The 25660-nt window shown below is 63.7% G+C and carries 17 protein-coding genes; 7 read left to right on the forward strand and 10 right to left on the reverse strand.

Translation table 11 applies throughout. From position 1 onward, the window contains the following. Positions 1–89 precede the first annotated feature (89 nt). A complete protein-coding gene (locus tag IPM18_10575) occupies positions 90–1226 on the forward strand; it encodes a glycosyltransferase (GenBank protein ID MBK9120026.1) in 1137 nt (378 codons plus the stop codon). An 87-nt stretch (positions 1227–1313) separates the two neighbouring features. Here the strand turns inward: IPM18_10575 and IPM18_10580 are convergent, their stop codons facing one another. After that, positions 1314–2510, reverse strand: coding sequence for a hypothetical protein (locus tag IPM18_10580; GenBank protein ID MBK9120027.1), 1197 nt, complete (start codon positions 2508–2510; stop codon positions 1314–1316). A gap of 248 nt (positions 2511–2758) precedes the next feature. Here IPM18_10580 and IPM18_10585 point away from each other — a divergent pair, with 248 nt between their 5' ends. Beyond that, positions 2759–3496 carry a TVP38/TMEM64 family protein gene (locus IPM18_10585; protein MBK9120028.1) on the forward strand — a complete coding sequence of 246 codons (738 nt, stop codon included), beginning with the start codon at positions 2759–2761 and terminating at the stop codon, positions 3494–3496. 23 nt (positions 3497–3519) lie between these two features. On the opposite strand, the gene IPM18_10590 is transcribed toward IPM18_10585, so the two are convergent. Then, positions 3520–4761, reverse strand: a complete 1242-nt coding sequence (locus IPM18_10590) for a class I SAM-dependent rRNA methyltransferase (GenBank protein ID MBK9120029.1) — start codon at positions 4759–4761, stop codon at positions 3520–3522. Positions 4762–5065: 304 nt separating this feature from the next. Here IPM18_10590 and IPM18_10595 point away from each other — a divergent pair, with 304 nt between their 5' ends. Further along, positions 5066–5473: a methyltransferase domain-containing protein gene (locus IPM18_10595; protein ID MBK9120030.1), complete on the forward strand. Its 408-nt coding sequence runs from the start codon at positions 5066–5068 to the stop codon at positions 5471–5473. 198 nt (positions 5474–5671) lie between these two features. Here IPM18_10595 and IPM18_10600 read toward each other — a convergent pair whose 3' ends face one another. Both IPM18_10600 and IPM18_10605 read right to left on the reverse strand, forming a co-directional pair. Then, positions 5672–7279, reverse strand: coding sequence for a peptide chain release factor 3 (locus IPM18_10600; protein ID MBK9120031.1), 1608 nt, complete (start codon positions 7277–7279; stop codon positions 5672–5674). 217 nt (positions 7280–7496) lie between these two features. Beyond that, the gene (locus IPM18_10605; protein ID MBK9120032.1) at positions 7497–8621 is read right to left on the reverse strand and encodes a PA0069 family radical SAM protein; all 1125 of its coding nucleotides are present in this window, start codon (positions 8619–8621) and stop codon (positions 7497–7499) included. Positions 8622–8956: 335 nt separating this feature from the next. On the opposite strand from IPM18_10605, the gene IPM18_10610 reads away from it, so the two are divergent. Next, positions 8957–10429, forward strand: a complete 1473-nt coding sequence (locus tag IPM18_10610) for a B12-binding domain-containing radical SAM protein (GenBank protein ID MBK9120033.1) — start codon at positions 8957–8959, stop codon at positions 10427–10429. Between the two features lie 125 nt (positions 10430–10554). Here the strand turns inward: IPM18_10610 and IPM18_10615 are convergent, their stop codons facing one another. From IPM18_10615 to murQ, 6 genes are all read right to left on the reverse strand, one after another. Continuing rightward, positions 10555–12258, reverse strand: a complete 1704-nt coding sequence (locus IPM18_10615) for a family 10 glycosylhydrolase (protein ID MBK9120034.1) — start codon at positions 12256–12258, stop codon at positions 10555–10557. A gap of 198 nt (positions 12259–12456) precedes the next feature. Next, a complete protein-coding gene (locus tag IPM18_10620) occupies positions 12457–14124 on the reverse strand; it encodes an FG-GAP repeat protein (protein ID MBK9120035.1) in 1668 nt (555 codons plus the stop codon). 91 nt (positions 14125–14215) lie between these two features. Then, positions 14216–17305: an N-acetylmuramoyl-L-alanine amidase gene (locus IPM18_10625; protein ID MBK9120036.1), complete on the reverse strand. Its 3090-nt coding sequence runs from the start codon at positions 17303–17305 to the stop codon at positions 14216–14218. 226 nt (positions 17306–17531) lie between these two features. Beyond that, positions 17532–18746, reverse strand: a complete 1215-nt coding sequence (locus tag IPM18_10630; protein ID MBK9120037.1) for a family 10 glycosylhydrolase — start codon at positions 18744–18746, stop codon at positions 17532–17534. Positions 18747–18784: 38 nt separating this feature from the next. After that, complete coding sequence (locus IPM18_10635) at positions 18785–20740, reverse strand: hypothetical protein (protein ID MBK9120038.1); 1956 nt, start codon at positions 20738–20740, stop codon at positions 18785–18787. Then, entirely contained in the window at positions 20737–21645 is a 909-nt protein-coding gene (gene murQ / locus IPM18_10640; protein MBK9120039.1) for an N-acetylmuramic acid 6-phosphate etherase, read from the reverse strand. Before murQ ends, IPM18_10635 begins: the two co-directional genes overlap by 4 nt. 278 nt (positions 21646–21923) lie before the next feature. Between murQ and IPM18_10645 the strand changes: the two genes are divergently transcribed. The 3 genes from IPM18_10645 (at position 21924) to IPM18_10655 (ending at position 25647) form a co-directional block, all read left to right on the forward strand. Further along, a complete protein-coding gene (locus tag IPM18_10645) occupies positions 21924–23063 on the forward strand; it encodes an N-acetylmuramoyl-L-alanine amidase (GenBank protein MBK9120040.1) in 1140 nt (379 codons plus the stop codon). Between the two features lie 330 nt (positions 23064–23393). Continuing rightward, positions 23394–24428 (forward strand): prepilin-type N-terminal cleavage/methylation domain-containing protein, encoded by a 1035-nt coding sequence (locus IPM18_10650; GenBank protein MBK9120041.1) that lies wholly within the window; start codon positions 23394–23396, stop codon positions 24426–24428. Between the two features lie 214 nt (positions 24429–24642). Next, complete coding sequence (locus IPM18_10655) at positions 24643–25647, forward strand: N-acetylmuramoyl-L-alanine amidase (GenBank protein MBK9120042.1); 1005 nt, start codon at positions 24643–24645, stop codon at positions 25645–25647. Positions 25648–25660 lie beyond the last annotated feature (13 nt).

Consider the following 25660-nt stretch of genomic DNA (forward strand, 5'->3'; position numbering starts at 1 on the left):
CTCGGGTAGTGTATGCTCAGGCTTCGGTCGGTCGTAGTCCACGAGAAACGGAGATTCTGCCACCCCCGCCGTGCCTAAGGGAGTTGTGATTGACCGAATCCCCGCTTGATATGACGGCCGTACTCACGCACCACTGGCTCGTGCGCGTGCGGGGTGGCGAGAAAGTGCTCGAGGCCTGCGCGGACCTGGTACCCGGAGCGCCTATCTATACGCTTGTGCACGACATGGTCGGGATGGCGGGTTCTCCGCTGGAGCGGCACCCAATCCACACCTCCTGGCTCCAACGCATCCCCGGCGCAGCGCGGCACTATCCCAAACTCCTCCCGCTACTGCCAGCCGCCGCCCGCAGCATCCACCTGCCACCCGTCGACCTCGTGCTTTGTTCGGACGCTGCGATCGCGAAGGCCATGACACCCGCTCCTGCCAGCGTTGTCGTCTGCTACTGCCACTCGCCGATGCGCTACGTCTGGGACCTGGCGAAAGACTACGGCCGGACATTGCCAATGCCGCTACGCCCGCTGTGGGGCCCGCTCGGCATTCGCCTGCGGCGCGCAGATCGTGCGGCTGCGGACCGGGTGGACGTTTTCATCGCCAATTCGCGCCATGTTGCCGAACGCATCCGGCGGCACTACGAGCGCGAGGCGGTCGTGGTTCATCCGCCGGTTGACCTGCCGGAGTCTCCCGCTACCGGGCCGCGGTCTGAGGAGCTGCTGTGTGTCGGTTATCACACGCGGTACAAGCGGCTTGACCTGGCGGTAGCGGCAGCCCGCAAGCTGGGCCGCAAGCTCGTCGTGATTGGCGAGGGGCCGGATGTGCGCGCGCTGGATCTGCATCATGCTCCGCATGTGGAGCTGCGGGGCTGGTGCGGGCGGGAGGAGATCGCAGCGGCGCTACGACGTGCGGCGGCGCTGCTCTTTCCGGGCGAGGAAGACTTCGGCATTGTGCCGGTCGAGGCAATCGCACATGGTTGCCCGGTCGTGGCATATGGTGTGGGGGGGGCGACCGAGACCGTTGTGCCCGGTGAGTCGGGTGTATGGTTCATGGAGCAGACGACAGATGCACTGGTCGAAGCCGTGGAACGCTGCGCACGAATGCGTTTCAACCCAGTGGCGATGCACACGTATGCGCAGCGGTTCTCGCGTGACCGGTTCCTGGCGGAGTTGCGGGCGGTGATCACCGGCGCCATCGCACACGGGCGTACTCCAACTGCCGCAGCACGCGCGTAGCGTAATGGTCTTACACCGGGCGCCCGCCCCGCGCTCCCCCCCCGCGCTCCCCCCCGGAGGTGAGGATTCGTCTCACCTGCTTACGCCTTACGGCCTCGGCCCGGGCGGGGGCATGTCTTCCGGCAACACGAAGCGTGTCAGGTCCTGCAGTTCGAGCTCCGGCAGATCCTCATCCGTGTTCGCGATGTAGACCCACCAGTTGTTGTACCCGTACTCCGTAGACCCCGGGAACTTGGGCACACGCTCGCAGATCCACTTCATATACCCGAACTGGTTGTTGCCCCACTCGTCCGCAGATACCAGGCGCGGCGCGCCCCGCACATCGGGGTAGCGCGTCCAGTTGTCGGCCCAGGAAAGAGTCCGGCGCTTGTTGTTATAGTCGTAGCCCGATTGTCCGTTTGGCGGCACGTGGCAGTTCCCGACGTGTGACGGCGTGCCCACGTGGTCCATCTCCAGCCAGGAGAACACGTTCCATGGGTCCCGCCGGCCGTGCGTATCCCAGATCCCGTCGGACACCGCCAGCAGCGCCTGGCTCTCGATCCGGTGCACATAGCTGTGGATCATGTTGTCAGCCCCCACCTCGTAATTGAACCCCATGACCCAGGTGGTACGCCCCAGCTCCGGCGGGATGTCGTACGGGCGGTAGAGCCAAGGATTGTCGGTCGGACCAAAGCGGGCGTAGCGATTCGGAATGAAACCGGCAAACTCGTCGAAGTGCATCCCGCTGGCGCCCCAGACCCACAACTCCGTGATGCCTTCCTGCTGGAAGCGCTCGAGCAATCCGTTCTCCTCGAACATCAACCGGTACGAGCTGGTGGCCGGCTGCCATTGCTGTGTCCGGCGGACTTCCATGAAGGTCTCGTCCGTGTAGCGGAAGCCGTCGACTTTCTTCGGGTAATTGTCGACCTCGATGATGTCCACGATGTCGTAGTTGATGTAGCCCCAGCTCGCCTCACGAATCACGTTGGCGAGGATGTATGAATACTCGCGAGGATCGTTGGCATTCAGGTGCTCGATCAGACTCTTGCCGCCCTCGCTCTCGAGAATTGGGTTGTAGATCAGCACGACGACCTTCGCGTGCTTACGCCCCGTGGCGACGCGCTCGTGGTACTGAAACGGCGGGCGTTCCCACTCCATCTGCTCACGGTTGCGGACGATGTACGCACCGGTATTGGCAACACGGCCCTCCGGCGCAACTTCGTGTAGGGCCTGCCACGACGGGGTGCTTGAAGTACAGCCGGGCAGCAGGAAGGGGAGTAAAATCAGTGGAATGATACGTTTCATTTTGAGACTCCTGTCGGGGCGGTGTTACGGCCGACTCCACGGCTAACTGGCGTGGGGGGGCAGCGGGGCACGGTACAGTGGTGCAGAACTCACTGGGTGACCATGGTAGTCCGTAACCCGGTCACCGCACCAGTCCCGCCACCGTGTCAGATTCGGTGGGCGACTGGCCTGCGAGCCGACTATCATTCGCCAACATGGTTGACTCCCAGAGGAACGCAGAGGCGACGTCGTCGGCCCCGGTTGGATACGTGGCTGAGTGCCCCGTACCTTTGAGTTGGCGCACCGTCTTGCGCCGGCTCGGCCCGGCCGGCCCGCTGGCCGTCGTTGCGGCAACCATGCCCGCAATCGGCGGGATCGTGCTATTGCTGACGCTGGAACCCGTGGGCCAGTGGCTCCGCGGGCACCAGGAATGGGGAATCCTGTTCTACATCCTCGGTTTCGCCCTATTTGCAGGGCTGGCGCTGCTGCCGACTTACTCCCAGGCCGTGCTCGGTGGCTGGGCCTTCGGCTTTGTCGTGGGCTTTCCAGCCGCAATGGCCGGTTTCGTCGGTGGGGGGCTGCTGGGCTACATCGTAGCGCAACGGATGACGGGGGACCGTGTGCTGGAGATTGTGCGTGAGCGGCCGAAGTGGCTGGCTGTTTACCAGGCCCTGCTTGCAGGTGGCTTCTGGAAAACGCTCGGCATCGTGATCCTGATGCGGTTGCCGCCAAACTCGCCGTTCGCATTCACCAACCTGCTGATGGCAGCGACCCGGGTTCCGCCGCTCGTCTACGCACTCGGTACACTCATCGGCATGGCGCCACGCACCGGTGCGGCCGTATTCATCGCCGCAGGACTGCGCGAGATTGCGATCGGCGAGGCCACCGCGGTGCCGCGCTGGCTCTGGTTCACGGGACTGGGGCTTTCGATCGTAGTGGTGATCGTCATCGGTCAGCTTGCCCAGCGAGCCATCACGCGCGTGGCGGGTGGGGTGAACACGGCGTAACTGCGCTTCCCGGGTGGAGGGGGCTACAGCACGCGCAGCCAGACCGCCTTGAGGTAGAGCGACTCAGGGCAGTTCAGCATGACGGGGTGGTCGCCTCCGGCCCCGGTACGATCCACGAGTTGCAATTGGCGCCCGGCTCGTTGCCCCGCGCGGTGAACCGCGTCGAGGAAGGTCGGCAACGGCACTCGCCCGCTGCACGTGCACGTCAGCAGCAGGCCGCCGGGACGCACCAGTTGGATTCCCAGGTGGTTCAGGTCGTGGTACTTCTGAAGACCGGTCTCCATCTCTTCGCGATAGAGTACGAACTTCGGCGGGTCGAGCACGACGACGTCGTACTGCCGCCTATTCTGGATCATCTGGCGCAGGTATGCGAAGGCGTCGGCGTGAACCAGGTTCAGGCGGCTCTGATTCAGGTTCGCATTCTCGCGGGCGAGGGCGATGGCGTCCTCGTCCAGGTCGACACCGGTTACCTCACGCGCCCCGCCGAGTTTCGCGGCGCACAAACCGAACCCGCCCGAGTAACAGCAGACGTCGAGCACCTCAGCATCTCGACAAAAGCCCGCGAGCCGCAGGCGATTGTCACGCTGATCGCAGAAGAAGCCGGTTTTCTGGCCACGCAGCACATCCACGCGATAACGGATGCCGTGCTCACGGATCACGAGGCGCGGCGGCGGCTCGCCCGCATGTGGCTCCGCGGGAATGTGGAAGCCCTCGAGCTTCTCGATGCGGGTATCCGCACGCAGGGCGACGCGCCAGGTCGGGGCGGCACGATCGGGGCGATCGAGTTGTGTTGGCGCCCCCAGCAATTCACCGAACAACCGTGTGAAGAGCGCGGCGCGGCGGTACATGCCGAGTGAGAAAAACTCGAAGACGAGGCAATCGGCATAACGCTCGGCAATCAGGCCGCTGAGCCGGTCCCCCTCGGCGTGGACCAGCCGATACGCGTCCGTCACGTGGTCAAGCTGCATCGCGCGCCGCAGGGCGACCGCGGCACCGAGGCGGGCGCGCCAGAAGTCCTCGTCGACCGGTGTCGGATCGCTTGTCAGCACTCGGATCGTGATGGTTGAACGCGGGTTGTAAAGCCCGCGCCCGATGAGTACACCGGCCTTGTCATAGAGCTGCACCACGTCGCCCGGGCGGGCGGTCGGATCGACCTCGCCGACCATCTTCTGAAAAATGAACGGATGATTGCGCACGGCGCGCAGTATCACCCAGGGGGACTCACGCCCGGTGGGGGCATCAGGGGTCGGCGTGACAACGGGCACGCTTGGAGCTTATGCGTTGCAGGGAACGAGAGCAAACGGACACGGCCAAAGCGGTGATCGGTGACAGGGCATATCCAGTCGCTCCTGTCAATGGTCGCATGTGGCGGACGGCCATTTTGCGGTTTCACGCAGCGCCACATGACCGGGTTCCAGCTCCCGGCCGCTCTAGGTATGCTCACCTTGAGGTTGCGGTATGTCGGTATGCGACGAACTGGCTGAACGCTGACCGCTCTGCGAGGGCGCACCCGCTCCGCAGCGGCTCAGCGCCGCCGGTCGCAAGTATCTGCAATGTGGCCACTGCACCTTGATTTATCTTCCGCGTAACGTGCGACTCTCCGCGGCCGATGAGCTCACGCGTTACCGGTTGCACCGCAACGACGTCCATGATCCCGGCTATCTGCGGTTCCTTGCCCCCCTCGCGGACGTGGTTCTGAGAGCGACAACTGCTGCTGCGCGCGGACTCGACTTCGGGTGCGGTCCGGGGGCGGCGTTTGGACGAATGCTGGAGGACGCGGGGCGTACAGTGAGATCGTACGATCCATTATTCGCACCGGATGAACAGGTCTGGGCGCGCACCTATGACTTCATCGTGGCTTCCGAGGTTTTCGAACACTTGTATCATCCACGCGACGAGTTGAACCGACGGTTCGGTGTGCTGCGACCCGGTGGCGTACTGGGAGTGATGACGAGCTTTGTGCCCGTGTGCGGCTGACTTCGCCGCATGGCACTACCTACGCGACCCGACGCATGTGTGCTTCTATGGCCGAACCGTATTCGAGCATATTGCCCGGCACTGGCAGGCCCGCGTCGAGTTTCCCACGGCCAATGTCGCGCTGCTGACGCGCGCTTTGTAGCTTCCGCCAGAACCCACGGCGCCACGCGGCTGGCAACACCCCTCAACGTTTCTTGTTCAGGGATTTGCTGCCATCCCATCATCGGGATATGGCACATCGGCCAGGGGAAATCCGGGATGTTTCGACTGGAAGTAGCTCAGGTCCCAGTCGCTGCAAAACAGTGCGACACGCTGCCCGTAGGAATCGGTTGCCAGTGCCGACCGGCTCGGCAACACTGCGGTGTGCATCATTTCCGGATCGATGCGCGGATCGATCCACCGCAGACGCTCCCAGGGGGCGGGCTCGAGGCGTGAGGCCGCGCCGTACTCCGACTCGAGGCGATACTGCACAACATCGAACTGCAGCGGCCCGACGGCCCCGAGAAGCGGCGCGCTCTGCCGGGCTGCATCCAGTTGCAGTACCTGCACCACACCTTCCTGGAGGAGTTGCTGCAGACCTGACCGAAAGCGCTTCTGCTGAGCCGCACCCGGAGCGTGCAGGAAGGCGAAGCACTCGGGCGGAAAGCGGGGAATCTCATGGTAGATGATGCGGGGATCTTCGGTGAGCGTGTCCCCGACGCGGAACTCCGGGTGACCGACGATTCCGATCACGTCGCCGGCATACGCGACGTCGACGGTTTCGCGTTCGCGCGCGAACAGCTTGTGTGAGCTCGACAAGCGGAAGCGGCTGCCGGTTTGCTGATGCAGCACGGTCATGCTGCGATCGAACCGCCCGGAGCAGATACGGACGAATGCGATGCAGTCGCGGTGCTTCGGGTCCATGTTCGCCTGCAATTTGAAGACGAAGCCCGAGAAGGGGGTGCTGTCGGGCGCGATCAGACCGCACTGCGCACGGCGCGCCCGGGGTGGCGGTGCGTACGCGAGGTAGCCGTCGAGCAGCAGTTGTACCCCGAAATTGTTGCTCGCGCTGCCGAAGAATACCGGCGTCAGTTCTCCTCGCAGCACGGCCTCGGCCTCAAACGCGGCACCAGCCGCATCCAGCATCGCCAGCTCCTCGACAGCCGTTCGGTAGGCGTGCTCCTCGACGCATGACCGGACCTGGGGATCGGTCATGGACGATACGGCGACCGGGGCACGGTAGGCGCCACCCGGTGTGGCTTCGAACAGGTGCAACTGCTGACGGAGCCGGTCGAAGAGGCCGCGGAAGTGCGGACCATTGCCCAACGGCCAGTTCACGGCGTAAGCATGCAGTCCAAGTACTCGCTCCAACTCGTCGAGCAGGTCGAGGGGGTCGCGCGCCGGCCGGTCCAGTTTGTTCATGAAGGTGAAGATCGGCACGCCACGGCGGCGGCAGATCTCGAACAGCTTGCGGGTCTGTGTCTCAATACCCTTCGCCGCGTCGATGACCATCACCACCGAGTCGACCGCTGTCAGCACCCGATAGGTATCCTCTGAGAAATCTTTGTGTCCAGGGGTGTCTAGCAGGTTGATGCAGTATCCACGGTAGTCGAACTGGAGGACGGTGGAGCTGACGGAGATGCCACGCTGGCGTTCGAGTTCCATCCAGTCCGAGTTGGTGGCCCGCTGGTTTTTGCGGGCCGTGACCGAGCCGGCCAGTTGCACAGCCCCACCGTACAACAGGAACTTCTCGGTTAGGGTCGTTTTGCCGGCATCCGGGTGCGAGATGATCGCAAAGGTGCGACGGCGATTGTAGTGGTCGAGCATGGCCGGTGTTATCCAAGTTATGAGCGGACGGCGGATGGTCGGTGAATCTATACTCAGTCCGGTGATGAAAGCGCAAGCGGCGGGTTGCCGCCGGTTCAAGGTGGCGTGCTGGGTGTGAGCATGAATGTGCTGCTGGGCGTGTGCATGCCGGCATCATAGGAGCATCAAGTGACTGTGTCACGGCAGTAGGACGCCCGCGCCTTGGCCCCCCTCCGCTTTACTCGAACAGCCGCCCCTGTCCTTGCCCCCGGGGCCGGCGAAAGTGTGCCGAGGATAACGGTGGTGCGTCACGGCACAGCCCGTAGCGGCGTGTGAACAAGTCAAAAGTCTGAGCGATCTGCTCGGCCCGCGCGCCGCGGCCACGGTGGCGGGCGACAGATGCATCGTACAACTTGCCGCCGCTGGCCCGACGAATGAGTGCTTCCACCTGCCGTGCTCGTGCGGGCTGGAGTGACCGTTTCAACCAGTCGAGAAACAATGCCTTGATCTGGTATGGCAGCCGCAGCAACGCCCATGCCGCACTCCGGGCGCCGGCCTCCGCGGCTGCCGCCAGGATCTGCGGTACCTCCGTATCCGTCAGGCCGGGGATGATCGGCGACACGATCACCGAAACGGGTACGCCGATTGCGGTTAATTCCCGGATGACACGCAACCGGCCGGTTGGCGATGACGCTCGCGGTTCCAGTTTCGCCGCCAGCTCAGCGTCCAAGGTGACAAGCGTGACACAGACCCGCCCGGCGTTCAGCGCCGCGAGTCGTGACCATAAATCAGCATCCCGCAGGATAAGGGCGCTCTTGGTCAGCGACGTCACCGGCTGAGCGCAATCTGCAAGCACTTCCAGGCATTGGCGGGTGAGGCGGAGCTGGTGCTCGATCGGCTGGTAAACATCCGTAATCGCGGACATGACGATCGGCTCGGCCTGCCAGCCCGGCGCCGCCAGTTCCGCTCGCAGCAAGCGGGCGGCTTCGGGTTTCGCAATCAGCTTCGTCTCGAAATCCAGGCCAGAACTGAAGCCGAGATACTCGTGGTACGGCCGGGCGAAGCAGTAGATGCAGCCGTGCTCGCAGCCGCGATACGGATTCAGGGTCCAATCGAAGGGGACATCCGAGGTCGGCGCAACGCGGTTGATGATCCGTTGCGTGCGATCGGCGAAGACCTGCCGCGCGACCCGCGGCAAAGCGCCGTCGGGACGCTCCTCGTCGATGAACTGCCGATCGAGCTCCTCGCCGAGGATGTGCAAGCGGACGGGCTCGAAGCGGTTACCGGGATTCAACCCGGCCGCACGTCGGTGTGCCGGCCCGCGCAGGAGTGCGTCACGGTACGTAAAATCAGCATCTTCCATGGTCGAACATAATACGAACATAGCAAGCCGGGTCAAGCTGCAGAACCTTGCACTGCCGCTGTTGACCATCGGGCTCACCAGCCCATATTCGTACCCCTTTGACCATCGCCACGGTACACGTTACGCTACGCGCCGTATCCACGGGTCCCCCCACTGGAACACAGGCACCGATGGCTCAGGCGGACGCATGGCGCGGCCGACACATCCTTGCCTGAACCGCCTCCGAAATCGTCAGATGCGCTTTGTGGGTTCGCGGTGGGATGCTGCCGCGCGCGGCGGGCAGCCACCCGCGGTGCGCCTTCCGCCCCGCCCATTCGGACCCGCGCGAGGACATGATGAACATCCTGCTCATTTCACCCACGGTGCCCGATACCTTCTGGAGCTTCCGGCACGTGCTTCCGTTGGCCTCGAAGAAGGCCGCTTTTCCCCCGCTCGGCCTGTTGACCATCGCGGCGATGCTGCCGCCGGATTGGCAGTTGCGGCTGGTCGACCTGAATGTTGCAGCGCTTCGTGATCGCGACATTGCCTGGGCCGACTACGTGTTCGTCTCTGCCATGCTGGTCCATGAGGAATCTACACGCCAGGTGCTGAATCGCTGCCAGGCGCACGGGAAAACCGTGGTGGCCGGCGGCCCGCTTTTTACGACAGCCGCGGAGCGCTTTCCCAGTGTGCCGCACATCGTGATCGGTGAGGCCGAAGCCATCATGCCGCACCTCATTGCGGACCTGCGCGCCGGTAACTTGCAGCCGCGCTACCACGATGAGCGCAAACCTGAGCTCTCGGCAACGCCGGTGCCCCGCTGGGATCTGATCCGCCTGCGCGACTACGCGACGATGGCGCTGCAGTTTTCGCGCGGCTGCCCCTTCGATTGTGAGTTCTGTGACATCGTGGCCGTCTATGGCCGCACTACGCGCACCAAGGAGCCGGAGCAGTTCGTGCGTGAGCTCGATGCGCTGTGGACGGCGGGCTGGCGGGAAGGGGTGTTTGTCGTCGACGACAATTTCATCGGCCACCGCCCGAAGGCGAAGGCGTTGCTGCGGCGGTTGGCGGAGTGGCAGGCCGCCCGGCCACACCCGCTGCCGCTGCTGACCGAGGCCTCGCTGAATCTCGCCGACGATCCGGAATTGCTGCACCTGATGGTGGCGGCGGGCTTCAAGAAGGTATTCGTTGGCGTAGAGACGCCGGATGAGGAGAGTCTCTCCGAGTGCGGCAAGGTGCAGAACACGCGACGAGACCTGGTTGCTTCTGTGCGGATCATTCAACGTGCCGGGCTCGAGGTCATGGGTGGCTTCATTGTCGGCTTTGACCACGACGAACATGGGATCTTTGAGCGCCAGTCGCGTTTCATTCAGGATGCTGGTGTTGTCACGGCCATGGTGGGCGTGCTCAATGCGCTGCCACGCACGCGCCTTTTTGAGCGTCTGAAGGCCGAAGGTCGCCTGCTCTGTGAGAGTACCGGCAACAACCTCGATGCGGTGCTGAACTTCATCCCGAAGATGGACCGCGAGATGCTCCTGGCCGGCTACCGTGAACTCGTGCGGCGTCTTTACGCTCCATCAGCGTACTACCGACGGATACATACATTCCTGCGTACCTACCGTCCGCAAGGACCGCGACCACAGCGGAGCTGGAGCGAAATCCGGGCCTTTGTACAGTCGTTTTGGGTTCTCGGGGTACGACACCGCGGACGGCGGGCGTACTGGTCCTTCATGCTGCAAGCGGGGTGGCGCTATCCCCGGGCCTTCGGCGAGGCGATGAGTCTGGCGATTATCGGCCACCACTTCCGGAAAGTGGCGGCACAACTGTAGGCCCCGCGCCCGGGGCCGGTTCGCGCGGTGAGAGACGTGAACACCACCGCCAATTTCGGTGCGTGAGCGCGATGCTCATCTACGAGGAGCGTCGTTCGGTACTCAAGTAAGTGGGCGCGGACAGCTCACCGGGCGAATAGCTGCTGAAAAACGGCCAGATCGGCCAGGTCCACAGTCGCATTGCCGTCGGCATCTCCAGCGCGACAAAGGGTGCCATCACCATAACCCAGCCCAGGACCCTGCAAGCAGAACAGGTACAGCGGCAGGTCCTGCAAGTTGACGAGTCCGTCGCCGTTCATGTCGCCCGGTACGAAACTGCTGCACAGGCCCATATCCTGTACACTGATCGTACCTGGCCAGACGACCACGTTGTAAAGCGTGATCTCCGGACAATCCCACCGTACCCCTGAGACCTGGTAAACGCTGCCGCCCGGTGCTGCCGGGATCATCGTGACCACGAAGTATCCGTTGCCGTCGGTTTCGACGGCCGGCAGGTGGCCGACCTGGATGAGGGCACCGTCGATCGGAGTGCCGGTTGCAGGATCGGCGGCACGCCCGAAAAGGGTCCCCTCGGTAGCCGTTGCCGAATGCCGCCACGGCATGCCGGGGGTTGGGGCCGTCTGCGTGAAGAGATTGCCGCTGATGTAGCTATACCAGGTCCAGTCGTTCTCCCAGTTGCCGTCCATATTCTCGTCGGCCGTCCCCACGTAGGAGTAGGTAACCATGCCGTTGGAACCTGCTTGGCGCGCGTAGAGAAGCTGCGCCACGCTGTCGGCTTTGGGATTCAAATAGGTGGCCTGCCCCTGGAAGATGTGGCGCTGATAACGCCAGTTGACCGCGGCATCGACCCAGTTGCGGTACCAGGTGGCCTGGGTGCTGATATAGTCGCGCTTGTAGTTCATCGGGATGCCGGCATCCAGCCAGCCAAGCTCCAGCCACATCCGCCAGTTCTGGAACAGGTTGTAGGCGTCGGATGAGGTGAAGTTCGCGGGTGCATTGCCGAAGCAGATCAGGTCGGCGGAGAGGCGAACGGGCTGGCGCGGGTTCTGGGTGATGAGTGGAATCTCGGCTCGCAGTCGCCGCACAAACTCATCAATACCGCGGCGCCGAAAGTCGTTCCAGGCCACGACACCGGTGGGTGGGGGGGTACCGACGAACCAGCGCAGCGTGCGAAAACGGGCGAGGGAGGAGGCGTTGTAGTTCGCGTCCGCAGGATAGCCGGCGTCGGTCTGGACATACCGGACATAATCGAGGTTGATGCCGTCGAGGGCGTAGTTGCTGACCAGTTCTCGTACGATGCTGACAAGGTACTCCTGAGCATCCGGAGAGCCGGCGTCGAGGGTGTAGTAGCCGCCAACCCGCGCGGGTCCGTTTCCCATGTCGCCGCTCGGCACCATCAGCCACTCGGGGTGGGCGGCGAGCAGAGCGTTCCCGTTGGGGGGCCATGTAGAGCTGACCCGGAACGGGACGAGCCACGCATGCACTTCCAGCCCATTGGCATGGGCTTGGGTGATCAGGTAAGCGAGCGGGTCAAATCCGGCTGGAATGTCTGAAGCGCGCGGCACAATGCTGGAGTTCCAGTAGGCCCCGCGGCCATTGCCGCCAGTATCATGAAAAGCAAGCACTTCGGCGATGATCGCGTTGTAGCGACCGGCGACCGCGCGGTTCACCAGCGCGTTGATCTGGGAAGTGCTTTTGAATCCGACCTGGAAGGCATCGGCCCAGAACGCTCGAAACTCGGGCGGGTCGCTCGCTCGTGCCGCGGTCAAGCCGCTAGCGAGCAGGATTCCGCCCATCGCCAGTATCCACCAAAGTGCTACCTGCTTCACACGACACCTTTCAAGACCTGGTCCATCGGCAAGGCCGTCCAACGGCAATCCGTCTGATAACCCACGTCAGGCGCGGGTGATCACCTCTACCCCAATCTTAGCTCCGGACTGTGGCGGGACACCACGAATGGCCTGCTCCCCGAGCAAATGGCGCGGCGCCCTCACAGGGACCGCGCACTCGGTCAGCCCGTCGAAAAACTACCGGACCGGACCGGCAAGGCGGGCATCGAAACCGGTCAGGTCCGATGCGGTGATGGCCTCATCAAGGTCGAAGTCGAACAGTGCGCAAGGCAGTCCCCAAGCTGGGAGAGCTTCTGTTGCGCAGACCTGCATGAGCGCGAAGTCCGAGAGATCCACGGCACCATCGTGGTTCCCGTCGCCGTGTACGTAAGTCAGCACGGCGACTTTGCCGCGGTTGCTGTTCGCGAAGGGGGAACCGAAGACCAATTCGCTCACCCCATCGGCATTGAGGTCGGCCGCCGCGAGCACGAAGCCGATCCGCTCCTGGGGGCCACCCAGGATCCGGAGATCGGTGTCCACGCCCGCGTAGAAGATCGCACCGGGTTGCAGGTGGTGCCCGAACACGATGTCGATCGTGCCGTTTGTTTGCCCGCCGGAGAAACGCTGGGCGGCCGCGAGGTCCGGCGTGCCATCTCCGTTGAAGTCACCCACCGCGAGCAGCGTACCAAGATTTTGTTCGGAATTTCCGATGAGGCGGAAATCCGCGCTGGCGGTCGCGTAGTTAATGGAATGCACGCCGGTCTGGTAGGCGGTCGATCCAAACAGGCCGTAGATGATGCCGTCGCCGCGCTGGGTCGTCAGGGCGCCCAGTTCGGCCCCCGGTGCGGCCGCGGCCAGGTCGAGAATACCGTCCCCGTTGAAATCCCCGACCGCGGCGGCGGCGCCGAGCTGGTCATAGGTGCGCGCACCGAAGAGTGTGATATCCGCCGGGGTGGAGGCCAGGCCGATGAACGTCGGCCAGAGGGTGCGTCCGCGGAAGATGTACACGGCGCCCTCCGAAGTAAAGACGCCGCGGCTCTGCCATTCGGTCGGAATGATGAGCTCGTCGATCCCGTCGCCCGTGAGATCGCCGGTCAGGACCACGGTGCCGAGTTCATCGGAGCGGGCCCGGCCGTCGATCCGCACCCCGTAGTTCGAGGCGACCGCCAGATTGAGGGTGAACCCACTCGGGTAAGGGGCGCCGAAGACTACGTAGACACGGCCGGCTTCGACCGCCGCGCCCGTCGCGAGGTGCACGCCGAGGACGATATCACCGTAGGCGTCACCGTTGAGGTTGCCGATGGCAGCCGCCTGCGAATCCAGGCCACCTAGCAGGTTGGACCCGCCCATGTCACCCCCGGCCACCGGACCGAGGATACGCAAGTCCCAGTTGCCGACTACGCTCAGGTCACGGACAGAGGATTGAAAAAAGGTGGGACCGCCAAAGACGACATAAGCGATTCCGCGGCCGTTCACGCCGCCCTCGCTGGCGGTCGAGGCACACATCAGCAGGTCGGCATAGCCATCTCCGTTGACGTCTCCGGTCGCGAGTGAAGCCCCGAGGTTGTCGTCGAGAGTCGCTCCCAGGATGACCTGGTCGGCATTGGTGCTGGTAAGGTCGACGAAGCCCTGTGCATGTCGGCCAGGGCCGCCGCGAAAGACGAAAACGCGACTCAACACGCCCCCCCAGCTTCGGCTGTCGCCGATGATGACGTCATCGTAGCCATCGCCGTCGAGATCGCCGATGGCGACTGGCCGGCCCCAGTCGAGGCCGCCGAAGGGCCCCCCGTAGACGGTGGCGGCGGCGGCGGCGGGAAGCACCTCATGGGCGTTTGCGAGGTTGGGAAAGAGCACGAATGACGCCATGCATGCGCAGGTCATGAAACGAAACAATGTGGCTCCCTTCTCGTGCCGGTGCCGCCGGGCAGAATCACGGCGGCCGTGCGGCGTATGCGTGTTACGGCTGCGGCGGGCCGGTGAAGACCTGCTGCATCAAGGCATAGTCAGCCAGATCGACGTCAAAGTCCCCGTCTCCGTCCATCTCGAGGCAGATCTGCCCTGGGGGGTAGACGAGGTTGGGCCCGCGGAAGCAGAACAGGAATATCTGGAAGTCCTGCCAATCCACATATCCATCGCGGTTGAAGTCGAACGGCAGCGGGCCGGCGGCGGTCGCCAGGAACTCGACGATGCGCGCCATGTATTCCGCCCGCAAGGTTGCATCGCCGATGGTTTCGAACGGAAAACCGAAGCTCACCACGTTGTAGACGGTGCCGGTGTACTGCACCCCGGCGGCACCACCGCTGGCATAGGTGAGGCAGGCGCGGGAATCGGGTCGTGGGCCCAGCACGTCCGGACTGCGCACCGCGTACGGGGCGCCCGCGGCTAGGCCGAAGTCGACCGGCGCGAGACCGGCGAAGATCCCATCCCCGGTGGGGACGGCTACGGTCGAGGCCGCAGTATTCGACACGTAGTTGATCTGGAGCGTGTTCTGCGCAAAACTCGTACCGTTGCCCGAGCCGATCAAATCGAAGCCAAGATCGGCTCCGCTGACGAAGAGCGCGCCGCCGTTGCCGAGAAACTGTGTGACTTTGGTGCGCTCGTTGGCATTGAACGTCGCGCCGGCTGTGCTTTCTGTACCGAGCATCCAGACGACGATGTCATAGTCGCCGAGCAGAATCTGCGAGTTGATGATCGCGTCGTTCGAGCACGAGTCGAAGCCGTAGCCGCTGGCCGCCAACGCTGCGGCGTGCTCGATCACATAATCGAAAGCGTTGGTGCGGCGCCAGACCTGACGCTCCACGAACAGACCAGCATAGGCCGACGGCTGCGAGAAGCTCTGCCGCGGGGTGGTATGGCGGTCGCTCCGGTCAAACCCGTTGACGATGAGAATACGCGGGTCATTCGCCGGCGGGCGCCGTACCGCGAGCAGTTCGCTCGGCATGGACTCACCCCCGGCATTGCGGGCAGCGAGGCGGAAGTAGCGCGTTTCCCCTGCGGCGAGGTCCGTGATCTCCGTCGTCAGGACATTGCCGAGTACGATCGGATTACCGAAACCATAGCCGTTGTTGGATTGGTAAACTACGTAGCCGGTGGCCGGACCGCCGCGGGCGGCATCCGTGAGCGGCGTATCCCAGGAGAGCCGGACGTTGCCATTCGGGAGCTGCACGGCACGCACCGAGCGCGGCCGATCAGGTGCGAACACCAGTGGCACCTGGCTCCCGGGGAGTGTGTGCAGGAACCGGATGATGCCATGCACGCACGCACGCGCCATGGCCTCACGCACCTTCGGATCGCGCAACAACTCGGCATCCTGCGGATTGTCGTGGAAGGCCAGCTCGACAATCGTCGCGTCGAACTGGTCGCCGTTGGCGGCCGCGGCGATGGCACCGTATGTACCGGTCAGCGTCGGCGAAGGGCGGTCCACCCAGGCGTGCTCGAAGGTGCTTGACAGGAAATTCATGTGCGCGTCGACCTCGTTCGAGAGAATCGTCGCGTACTCGGGTGCGTAGGTTGTGCCGCCCAGGTCGGTCAGCAGTGTAATCTGTCCACGGGCGCCCCCGTTGAAAGCGTTGGTGTGGAACTCCAGATAGATGCGCTGCCAGCGATTGACCAGCACACCACCCTCCGGAGTGACGTTCATCTCGCGGGCCCACTTCGCCCCGGTCCGCACGTTGTCGCTGATGTCATCGATGCCCACGACATCCCAGATTTCACTGTCGAAACCGACGGCATTGAATCCGAGTTCGCTCTCCGCCCAGTACCGCTGGGCTTCTTCGTCGCGCGGGAAGCCGCTGACTGAGCCCGGCCCCGGCCGCACAATGTCACCCGTCCCCGAGCCCCAACGGATGGCATCCGCAATGATCGCGCCACCAATGGCGGACTGATTGGTGATTTCGACGTAGTTCTCGCTGCCCGCCTCCAGGTAATAGTCACCCAGCCAGATCCAGCCGTTCCCGACCCGCCGGTGATCGATTTTCACCTCGGAGATGCCACCGCTGTGACGGATGCGATAGGTCTGCACCGTGCGATTCGCCCCCGCGATCGTAAAGCAGTAGACCGGATAAAAGTCTGATACCGGGATGACGGGGGTGTAGCGGGCCGTGGCTGTTTCCACAGCGGAAGCGGCGATCGCCTGGTACACAACGCCGGAGAGCGTAACGCCGTTCTCGTAATACTTGCTGCTGACGCCATTGACCCAGGCGCCGGTGAACACAACCCCCGGATCGTCGTTGTCGAGCACCACCTCGAGGGACTGCCAGCCGATCGGCCGCAGGGGCACAACCACTCCGCCGGCATTGAAGACATACTGCGCAAACAGGTTGAGCTGGTCGAGGTTGCCATAGTCCTCCGCCATTTCGAGCAGCACCGGTCGCTGGAGGACCCAGTTCTGGCTGCCGGCCGACCAGCCGTGGCCGGCCGCGGCGAATACGACGACATTGGAAAGGGCGCCGGCGGGCTGTTGCGCCGCCTGCGTGATCGGTCCGCGCGGACCGCCCCAATCGTCTTCGTCGGTCGGCAACAAGGGCCGACCATCGACCGGAAACGCGGGATCAGGCCTGGGGGCAGGCAAGCCGACCGGGGCCTCAGGCAGACCAAACTGAGCAAGGGTGTCATAGGCCTCACGCACGTCCGTCCGCGCGCGGATGCGTGTGCCGCCGAAGGCGGGGTCTTCCATGAAGGGACGGGCGAATGCGACACTCAGGGTGCCCATGTCCACCGGGGACAGGAACCATTGTCCGCGCACCGGTGGGAGGGTGAGTTCGATCTCGAGGACGTTTCCGTTCCAGCGAGTCGCATCGACCACGGTGGTCGGGGGGAGCAGCCACTGATCAAAATCGTTGTGGATTTGTGCCGCCAGGATGGCCATCAACTGCACAGCTTCGTAGGCCCGTTCCGACCCCACGGCATGCCGCTCACCCACGTAGCCGTAGTTGATGATCCGCTCGGCCAGCGGGTTGGCTGTGTGGGCCGGTGCTAGGCGTACTGGCCACAATAGCAGGATGGTCGCAACAAGCATCCGCAGGGCGAACGTGGTGGTTGATGGCATGGCGGCTTCTCATCCCTTGGCATCGGCAGAGTCGCCCTCCTTCGCCACATGCGGAGGGGGCGCGCAGCTCAGAAACAAGTCCGGCCACGGGCGCCCCAGGTGGTACCCGCCAGCCATCCCCGAATATGCGCAGTGTACTCCGCGCCGTGCCGGCGGTTCAACCGCAGACCCATGGCGCGCGTGGCTGGCGAAGCGGCCGTGACCGATAATACGTCCAGTAAGGCGGTTATTTTTCCAAGGACTGGAAGTAGGGGATCAGAACTGCACGCCGCGTTGCTCGCATGTTCTGTTGGGCTTCATTCTGACGCGCGAGGTCCGTGTCGTCGCGCGAATCAAACAGCGAAGCATAAGCAAATACGCAGAAATGGCCCGTCAGTTCCCGAGCAATCTCGACCTGTGCCCGCACGGCCTCGGCGGCTTCCGTCGGTGTTTTCCCGGCGTGGCGACCGAACCACAGGCCCGGGACGACCTCTGCCGGCAACTGGGTCTCCGGGCCTTTGGGCAACCAGGCATTCATCCGTTCCCGGAAAACCTGCGGATCGTCGGTGTAATTCATGATGAAGGCGGCGTCGAGCAGGCCTTCCTGCACCCAGCGCCGGCTGTCCTGGAAGTAACGCTCCCTGGCACGGTCGGGGTTCGATGTGACGGCTGCGGTCAGTGCGGCGCGTGGGCGGACTCGGCGCAGCATGGCATGGATGTCAGTGACCAGGGTGGTGAGGCATTCCGCCCGCCATGCAACCCACGCGTCGGCATCGTCTTCCGGGTTTTTGCCTGTGGCCGCCCTGAATAGCGCGCGGGTGGCGGGGTCGTGCGGATAGTCGATGTCGCTGCCCGCGGGTGTGGCCGGTGGCTCATTGGGAAAGCGGATGTAATCCATGTGCAGGCCATCGATGGGGTAACGCTCGGCGATCTCCTGGAAGACGGACACGAGGTACTCACGCACTTCCGGCAGGCAGGGGTTGACACTGACATAAAAGCTGCTGAGCTTCTGTCGCTCACCATGCTGGTCATACCAGAACCAATCCGGGTGCGTATGGTAGAGTTGCTTGGGATGGCTCGGTGGGTTGGTACCGCGCCAAGCAGGCATCACATTGACCCACGCGTGCAGCGCGACGCGACGCTCGCGGGCCTGAGCGCAAGCCGTCGCGAGTGGATCAAAGCCCGGATCCTCGAAGCCGAACTGCTCCGCCCAGGGCTCGAGGTTGGATGGGTAGAACACCGTGGCGTTGCCCCGCACCTGGAAGAGGACGGTGTTGAAACCGGCGTCAGCACACTGGTCGATAATGCGTTTCACATCGTCGGCCGACTTGAAGTCGGACCGCGTGACCCAGATGGCCCGGATTTCCGGATCGAGGCGGGCGCCGGCGCAGCCGGTACCGAGCACGAGCAGCGTGAGCGCTGCGGTCAGGATCCCCACGCGGGCACATCGTTTGAATTGCATGGTACTCCTCCTCTGCATGCGCCAGCCCGACGGAGTTGTCAGGTGGAAGCCGTTTCAGATTCCTGCGCCTTGGGGCGCGCCAGCAGGTAGCCCCAGATGAACGTGATCAGACTGCCGAGCGGGACCTGCCAAGGCCAGGCGAGGGTCAACTTCACGGTCTCGCCGCGATCGTTGGTGCCTTCCCACTGGCCGTAAAGTTGCAACATAAGCATGAGGCCGATGCCGAGCAGCAGCAACACGCCCTCGCGCAGCACGCGGTTGAGGTTCTGAAGGTGTTGGGGCTGCTGGGCGATATCGAGCATCCACGCAAGAAGCAGCGCGGCAGCCAGTCCGATGCACGCGTACAACGTCCAGTCCTGGTGCCAGATGACCGCGAAGACACACATCACGCCGAGCGGGCCGGCATACATGAAGCCGCGGCCGTCGATCTTCAATGGCAGGAAGGCCAGCAGGAAACCCGCGAGCAACGGGCCCTGTGCGTAGCCCGCCATCGCGAGGGCGAGATCGAGAATGGACGGGTACTCTTTGGCCGCCGCCTGCGCCAGGAACGCCGTGCCCGCGAGCACCGCGCCCCAGCACAGCACGAACACACGGCTGACCAGCACGGAGCGGCGATCTTCCGCGTCGGATTCGATGGGGGGGGGCACGAATTTCGGAGCACGGGCATACCTCAGCGGTTGGGCGGCCCGGTCATCAGGTACGCGGGGGGGCGCGGAACCTGACAGCGTCATGCGAGCGGCGAGAAAACGTTGCCGTAACGGTTGGTAGAACGCGGCCATGGTGGTCTGACTCAGCGCCGCGAGGATGCTGGTCAGACTGGAGACGGCGGCAGCGAAGATCGCTGCGATAATCAGCCCACTAAGGCCGGGGCGGATGGCTTCGACGATGAAAATCGGAAAGATGCGGTCCCCCTTCTCCTGGTACTTCATAAACGCTTCGCCCCGCAAGCGAGGAAAGTCGGGATGGGCGAGTGCCTCGGGCGCCGCGGCGATTTCGGCTGCGCTGGGGGCCTCCCGGTAATAGGCGTACAACGCAACACCGACGAGGGCAACGGCAATGGTGACGAACTGGCTCGCGGCACTGCTGATGATGGCCCAGCGGGCGGCCCGTTGCGTCTTGCAGCAGAACATGCGCTGGGCGAGGAGTTGATCCGTGCCGTAGGCGCCCAGGCCGCCCCAGGTGCTGGCGATGACGGCCGTCCAGATCGTGAACGGCCGGGCCGGGCTGGGGTCAAAGTTGAAGAAGGTGAACTTACCCCACGGCCCGGAGTCCTTGGCAGCCCAACCGATACGCAGCAATTCGCCGAAATCCCCCTGCAAGGCGAGCGTTGCAGTGACTAAGGCGACAATCGATCCGGCGAGAAACACGAGAAAGAGAATTGCGTCTGTCCAGATGACGGTAGCGATACCGCCAATGAGGGTCCATACGACCGCTACGATCGTAATACAGATCACGGCGACGGCCAGTGGGGCGAGGTGGGTCGCATCGGCGACGACTTGCAACTGGTCTCCCAAAACAACGAGCAGGATCTCCGCGGTGAGGTAGACGCGGGCCCCCTGCGCGAGCATGCCACCAAGGATGAAGAGCGCGGTGGTCATGCCCCGGACAGGGCTGCCGAGTTGGTTGCCCATGTAGTCGTAGGGGCTGTAGATCTCGCGTTTGTAATAGGCCGGGACGAGCACGTAGCCCACGATGATGCGGGCGAAAAACGAACCGAAAATCCCGAGCTGCAGGTACTCCATGTTGCCGCCCGGGCGGAAAACGAGGAACGGTACGATCACAAAGGTGACAGCGCTGATCTCCGTCGCGATGATCGACGCGCTGACCGCGTACCACGGCAGCTTGCGCCCGCCCAGGAAGTAATCGCGGATCGTCGCCTGTTTCCCCGCCATCAGTGTGCCGATCAGGGTCGTCACGAGGAGGTAGGCAGCGACAATCAACCAGTCGAAGGCGGTGAATTGCGCGCTTAAGCTTGCCAGGAATGGTTCGCTCATGCCTCGCCAGCTTCCAGAATGGGTGTCACGTGCCCCCGCGCCGCCACCAGCAACGCCTCGGCAGTGCTGCGATCGACGCCGCGCACATGCATCACCAGCGCGGTCTTTACGTGTCCGCCGGCGGCCTCCAGCAATGCTACAGCCGGGGTCCGCTCAAGGCCCGTGACCGCCATGATCATGCGTGTGCCACGGTCAACCAGCTTGCGATTGGCGCGTGTATTCACGTCGACCATCAGGTTCTGGTAAACCTTGCCGATACGCACCATCGCGATCGTCGTGATCATGTTCAGCACGAGCTTGGTCGCGGTTCCGGCTTTCATCCGCGTACTGCCTGTGATCACTTCGGGTCCGACCAGCACCCGGATGGATACGTCGGCATCATCCGGCACATCTTCCGGCTTTACACAGCCGAAGAAGATCGTGCGGGCCCCGCGTTCCTTGGCGCGCTGTAAAGCGCCATGAACATAGGGTGTCGTGCCACCGGTGGTGATGCCCATGACGACATCGCGCGCCTCGACCCCCAGCTCATCCATCGCCCGGGCGCCGTCGTCGGCGTGGTCCTCCGCACCCTCAACGGCGCGCCGCAGGGCATCCCACCCGCCCGCAATCACACCTTGTACCATGCGCGGCTCGGAGAGAAAGGTCGGTGGGCACTCCGACGCGTCGAGCACGCCCAGTCGGCCGCTTGTGCCGGCGCCGACGTAGATCAGCCGCCCGCCGGATTCAAAGGCAGCGACTACGAATTCGATCGCGCGGCAGATCTCGACCTTGGCGGCCGCGACCTTGGCTGGAATCGTCGCGTCCTCGCTATTCAGCAGATCGACGGCTGCGGGGATGGACATCCGATCAATGTGGGTCGAATGGGGATTACGCAACTCGGTGAGCAGATGGCCGCGGTCCTGCATGCTCGATGGCTCCGCGCGACGAAAAGACTCGAAACCCGCCAGCGGCGGGGAGGCCGCTTAGTTTGGCCGAAGTGGGCAGGGCGTGCAACTTGCGTGCACGGTCGTGGTGCCGGAAGCGCGGAAATACCGGGGGTACCGGCGGGGGTAGACCGGGGCAGTTTTGCCCAACTGCCCCCGGTCCGTTGGATGGTCAGCGAGCCCATTCTCGCATTGAAGGGATGTCGCTGTTAACCTCTCAACGCCGCTAGCCGTGCAGGGCTGCCGGGAAGGAGTACGTGATGACCTTACGGGATAAGAGTGTCGTGGGACTGTTAGTTCTTTTGGCGATTACCATGACGAGTTGCCGTACACCAGCGGACACCCGATCGCAGGTCGCGACGCACGCGGAAGAGGCCCCCGCGGTGGTCGATCCGCAGCTCGCGATCGACACACTCTATCCCGCGCCGCCGGATTATGCGGAAAGACGCATGGCGGAGGGCGACTACCCGATCCCGCTGTACGCGAAGTTCCTGCGAGGTGTGCGTATCTGTCTTGATCCCGGCCATGGCGGGGATGCGCACCAGCGCGGCTTCAAGCGCGGCCCCACGGGCGTGCGTGAGGCGGAGATGAACCTGCGTGTCGCCCAGTATCTGCGCGTGTTGCTGGAGGTGGCCGGGGCGGAGGTGCGGCTGACGCGTGAGGACGACGTGGATTCAACGCTGCGCGAACGGGCGGACGTCGCGAACGAATGGAACGCGGACTTGTTCATCTCGCTGCACCACAACGCGATCAGTAACCGCCCGCAGGTGAACTACACGACCGTCTGGTATCACCGCGACGTGGATTACCGGCCAGCCAATCTGGACCTGGCGCGGTACCTGTGCGATGGGCTGCTGGATGCGTTGCAACTGCCGCAAATCACGGATGTACCTCTCAAGAGCGATCAGCTCATGTACGAAGCCGGTTTCGGGATTCTGCGGCACGCCCGCGTAACGGCGGCGCTGACGGAAAGCTCTTTTTTTACCAACCCGGAGGAGGAGCAGCGCCTTCGTGATCCGGAGTACAACCTGCAAGAGGCCTATGGACTGTTCCTGGGGCTGGCGCGGTACACAGCCGCGGGCCTGCCGCGAGCTTACTTGCGTATACCCGAGGATGGTGTGCTGCCGGCGGATAGCACACAGACCCTGGTTTTTGAACTTGACGATGGATTGCGGTCGCGACGCGCGTGGGGACACGACCGGCAGATGATCTTGAGCGACACGATCGTGGTGCGAGTAGCGGGCCAGGTCGTGCCGCACGCCTTCGACAATGACGGGTACACGCTGGAAGTGCCCTGGCCGGAAGGCCTGCCTCCGGGTGAGTACGCTGTGGAAGTGCAGTTCATGAACAATAACAAGAATTCGGTTCTGGACCCGCATTTTCAGGTGACGGCGGAATAGTGACCAGGCGAACCCGGGGTGTCGTGGACTGCCATGAAACGGTTCACGACAATGATCTCTACGGCCCGTCGGCACATCCTGTCCGATAGATTCTTCGGACGGCGTGCATTGCGCGGTTGCGCCGCCGCGTGAAATTCGCGCAGCCATTGAATGTCAGCCGTGGCTGTGCTAGCTTATATAATGTAGAGCGCGCGTTGCCGGACGGTGTACTGGTCTGGCGCGCTTGAGCTTCCATGCGAGGCGGTGTCTCGCGCATGTCTCTCTTGGTGCAGTGTAATGGTGATCATAGTGAGCGCCGCGAAATGTGCGGCGCGCGTACGGGGGCGCGGGATGATGATCATGCCTAGGAATTGTCGGCGGACACACGCGTTTACCCTGATCGAGCTGTTGGTCGTCGTGGCGATCATCGCGCTCCTGATCTCGATTCTGTTGCCAGCGCTCAGCCAGGCGCGCGAGCAAACCCGCTCCGTGAAATGCCTGGCCAACTTGCGCACCTTGGGACAGGGCGTTGTAACCTATGCGGCTGAGGAGAAAGACACGCTTCCTGGCCCACTGCACCCCGCGGTGTACCGCAACCAGGGCATCAAGGCGCTGACTGACCACCCCCATTATCCGATCTCGATTGCGCAGGCCACCGCTTACCAGGAGCGCTACCTGACCTTCAAGCTGCGGCGTTCTTTCAGCGACAGCCACGAGTGGGAGAACAGCGTCAGCGATCAGGTTTCGACCTGCCCGGCTTCCGCCGGCCAGAATCCGGATTCCAACTTCACGAGCTTCTGGCAGAAAACCAACCGGCAGGTTTACCCCACGCACTACGTGATTAACAACGTCTGGCCGAACGGCGAAACCGCCGCCGACGTGGGCTCGGGCGCAGTCGGCAATGTGCGGGCTACGAATCCGCCGTGTTACTTCGGACTGAGCCCGGCGCCGGGCAGCTCGGCCGCCACGTATGATCGGGCGGCTCGTTTGTATCCGCCGCAGAAGATCTCGCGTATTAACCGGGCCTCGGAGGAGTGGATGATCGCCGATGCCTGGCACCGTGCCCGTACGCAGGCCGGCTACCCGGGTCTGCAGCAGGAAGGGCCTTACCAGGTGGGGTGGACCGGAGAGTCGTTGCCGAACTACGCGCCGCACTTCTCCCGTCGCAGCTATACTTTCAACTCCACCAACGAGCGCAATTCCGAATCGGATCAGATTCGCCGTTCCAAAAAGGACGGTCGCACGAATACCGTATTCTTCGATGGCCATGCGGAGTCCGTGCGTTCGAAGACGTTCACGGCTAACGGCTTCGAGCTGCTCTATGGTTTCCCCGGTACGGTGAACTACAACCCGGCCGAGATGCCGCCGGTGGGCGCCTGGAAGTAAAGGCGGACGGCTTCCGCCGCAGTCCCGAAAGCTCTCGACGCCCTGCGTGGCCTGCGCCGCGCAGGGCGTGCTGTTAAGTGCAGGCCGTTGTGCGCCGCGATGGGTGCAAAGGCATGTGCGGGTAGACGGGGGCTTCCGTCGTCGGTACGCTCCGCCGTGTTGCGGATCGCGAGGCCGCATACGCACTGCACGCCTGCTCGGAGGCCGTGTTTCCATGAAACCATCGTTACCCATTCATGCGTGCCTGCTGCTGTGCTTGTGGGGAATTGGCCTGCTGGTGGGCTGTGCCGCCCCTGGTCCCTACGGTCAGCCGGGCGAACCCTTGCAGCGGCTGGGGGACGAGATCGTTGTTTGTGGCCAGTTCTTCCACACCGGGGCTCCGGTGGTGCTCTGGCTGGATGCGGGCGGCTACGACGCGTACCGCGCACACCGTCACTTCAATCCGGCGGAGGAACTGCCGTCGGATCCGGTGAGCAAGTCGCCGGTCCGCTTTAGCACGTATCGGCGGCACCTGCCGGAGGATGTCGCCGCATATGTCCGGACAAACGGCTGGGATCTGCCGCTCTTGCAGGAGTGGGTGGATTTGTTCGTGATCCACTATGACGCCTGCGGGACAGCGCGACGATGTTTCGAAGTTCTGCACGATCTTCGTGGCCTCAGCGTGCATTTCATGCTGGATGTAGACGGCACGATCTACCAGACGCTGGATCTCAAGGAGCGCGCCTGGCACGCCGGCACCGCCAATGATCGCAGCGTGGGGATCGAGATTGCGAATATCGGTGCGTACCGTGACACCAAGGTGCTGGACCAGTGGTATACGCAGGATGAGCAGGGCCGTACCGTCATGCAGTTTCCGGCAGGGCTTGGCGCGACGGGCATCCGCACGCCGGATTTCGTCGGCCGGCCGAGCCGGAATGAGCTGGTGCGCGGCGCGATTCACGGCCGCGAGTTGATGCAGTACGACCTCACGGATGCGCAGTATGAGTCGCTGATCAAGCTGACGGCCACGCTGTGCCAGGTGCTGCCGCGAATCGCCGCGGAGTATCCCCGGGACGCGGAGGGCCAACTGCGGCTCGATGAACTGACCGCGGATGAAATCATCGCATTCAGCGGCCTCATCGGCCACTGGCATATTACGGCGGGCAAGGTCGATCCTGGGCCGGCGTTCGACTGGGATCGCGTCTTGCACGGGGTGCGCGTCGAAATGCTCCGACGGTAGTAGTGCGAATCGG

The organism is Phycisphaerales bacterium, from assembly GCA_016716475.1.
Classification (GTDB): domain Bacteria; phylum Planctomycetota; class Phycisphaerae; order UBA1845; family Fen-1342; genus JADJWG01.

What these genes read in the sequence shown, in the direction of transcription:
- IPM18_10580 (MBK9120027.1), bottom strand. Translation starts at nt 2,510, where the DNA reads ATGAAACGTATCATTCCACTGATTTTACTCCCCTTCCTGCTGCCCGGC.
- IPM18_10600 (MBK9120031.1), bottom strand. Translation starts at nt 7,279, where the DNA reads ATGCTCGACCACTACAATCGCCGTCGCACCTTTGCGATCATCTCGCAC.
- IPM18_10605 (MBK9120032.1), bottom strand. Translation starts at nt 8,621, where the DNA reads ATGGAAGATGCTGATTTTACGTACCGTGACGCACTCCTGCGCGGGCCG.
- IPM18_10610 (MBK9120033.1), top strand. Translation starts at nt 8,957, where the DNA reads ATGAACATCCTGCTCATTTCACCCACGGTGCCCGATACCTTCTGGAGC.
- IPM18_10620 (MBK9120035.1), bottom strand. Translation starts at nt 14,124, where the DNA reads ATGGCGTCATTCGTGCTCTTTCCCAACCTCGCAAACGCCCATGAGGTG.
- IPM18_10625 (MBK9120036.1), bottom strand. Translation starts at nt 17,305, where the DNA reads ATGCCATCAACCACCACGTTCGCCCTGCGGATGCTTGTTGCGACCATC.
- IPM18_10630 (MBK9120037.1), bottom strand. Translation starts at nt 18,746, where the DNA reads ATGCAATTCAAACGATGTGCCCGCGTGGGGATCCTGACCGCAGCGCTC.
- IPM18_10635 (MBK9120038.1), bottom strand. Translation starts at nt 20,740, where the DNA reads ATGAGCGAACCATTCCTGGCAAGCTTAAGCGCGCAATTCACCGCCTTC.
- murQ (MBK9120039.1), bottom strand. Translation starts at nt 21,645, where the DNA reads ATGCAGGACCGCGGCCATCTGCTCACCGAGTTGCGTAATCCCCATTCG.
- IPM18_10645 (MBK9120040.1), top strand. Translation starts at nt 21,924, where the DNA reads ATGACCTTACGGGATAAGAGTGTCGTGGGACTGTTAGTTCTTTTGGCG.
- IPM18_10650 (MBK9120041.1), top strand. Translation starts at nt 23,394, where the DNA reads ATGATGATCATGCCTAGGAATTGTCGGCGGACACACGCGTTTACCCTG.
- IPM18_10655 (MBK9120042.1), top strand. Translation starts at nt 24,643, where the DNA reads ATGAAACCATCGTTACCCATTCATGCGTGCCTGCTGCTGTGCTTGTGG.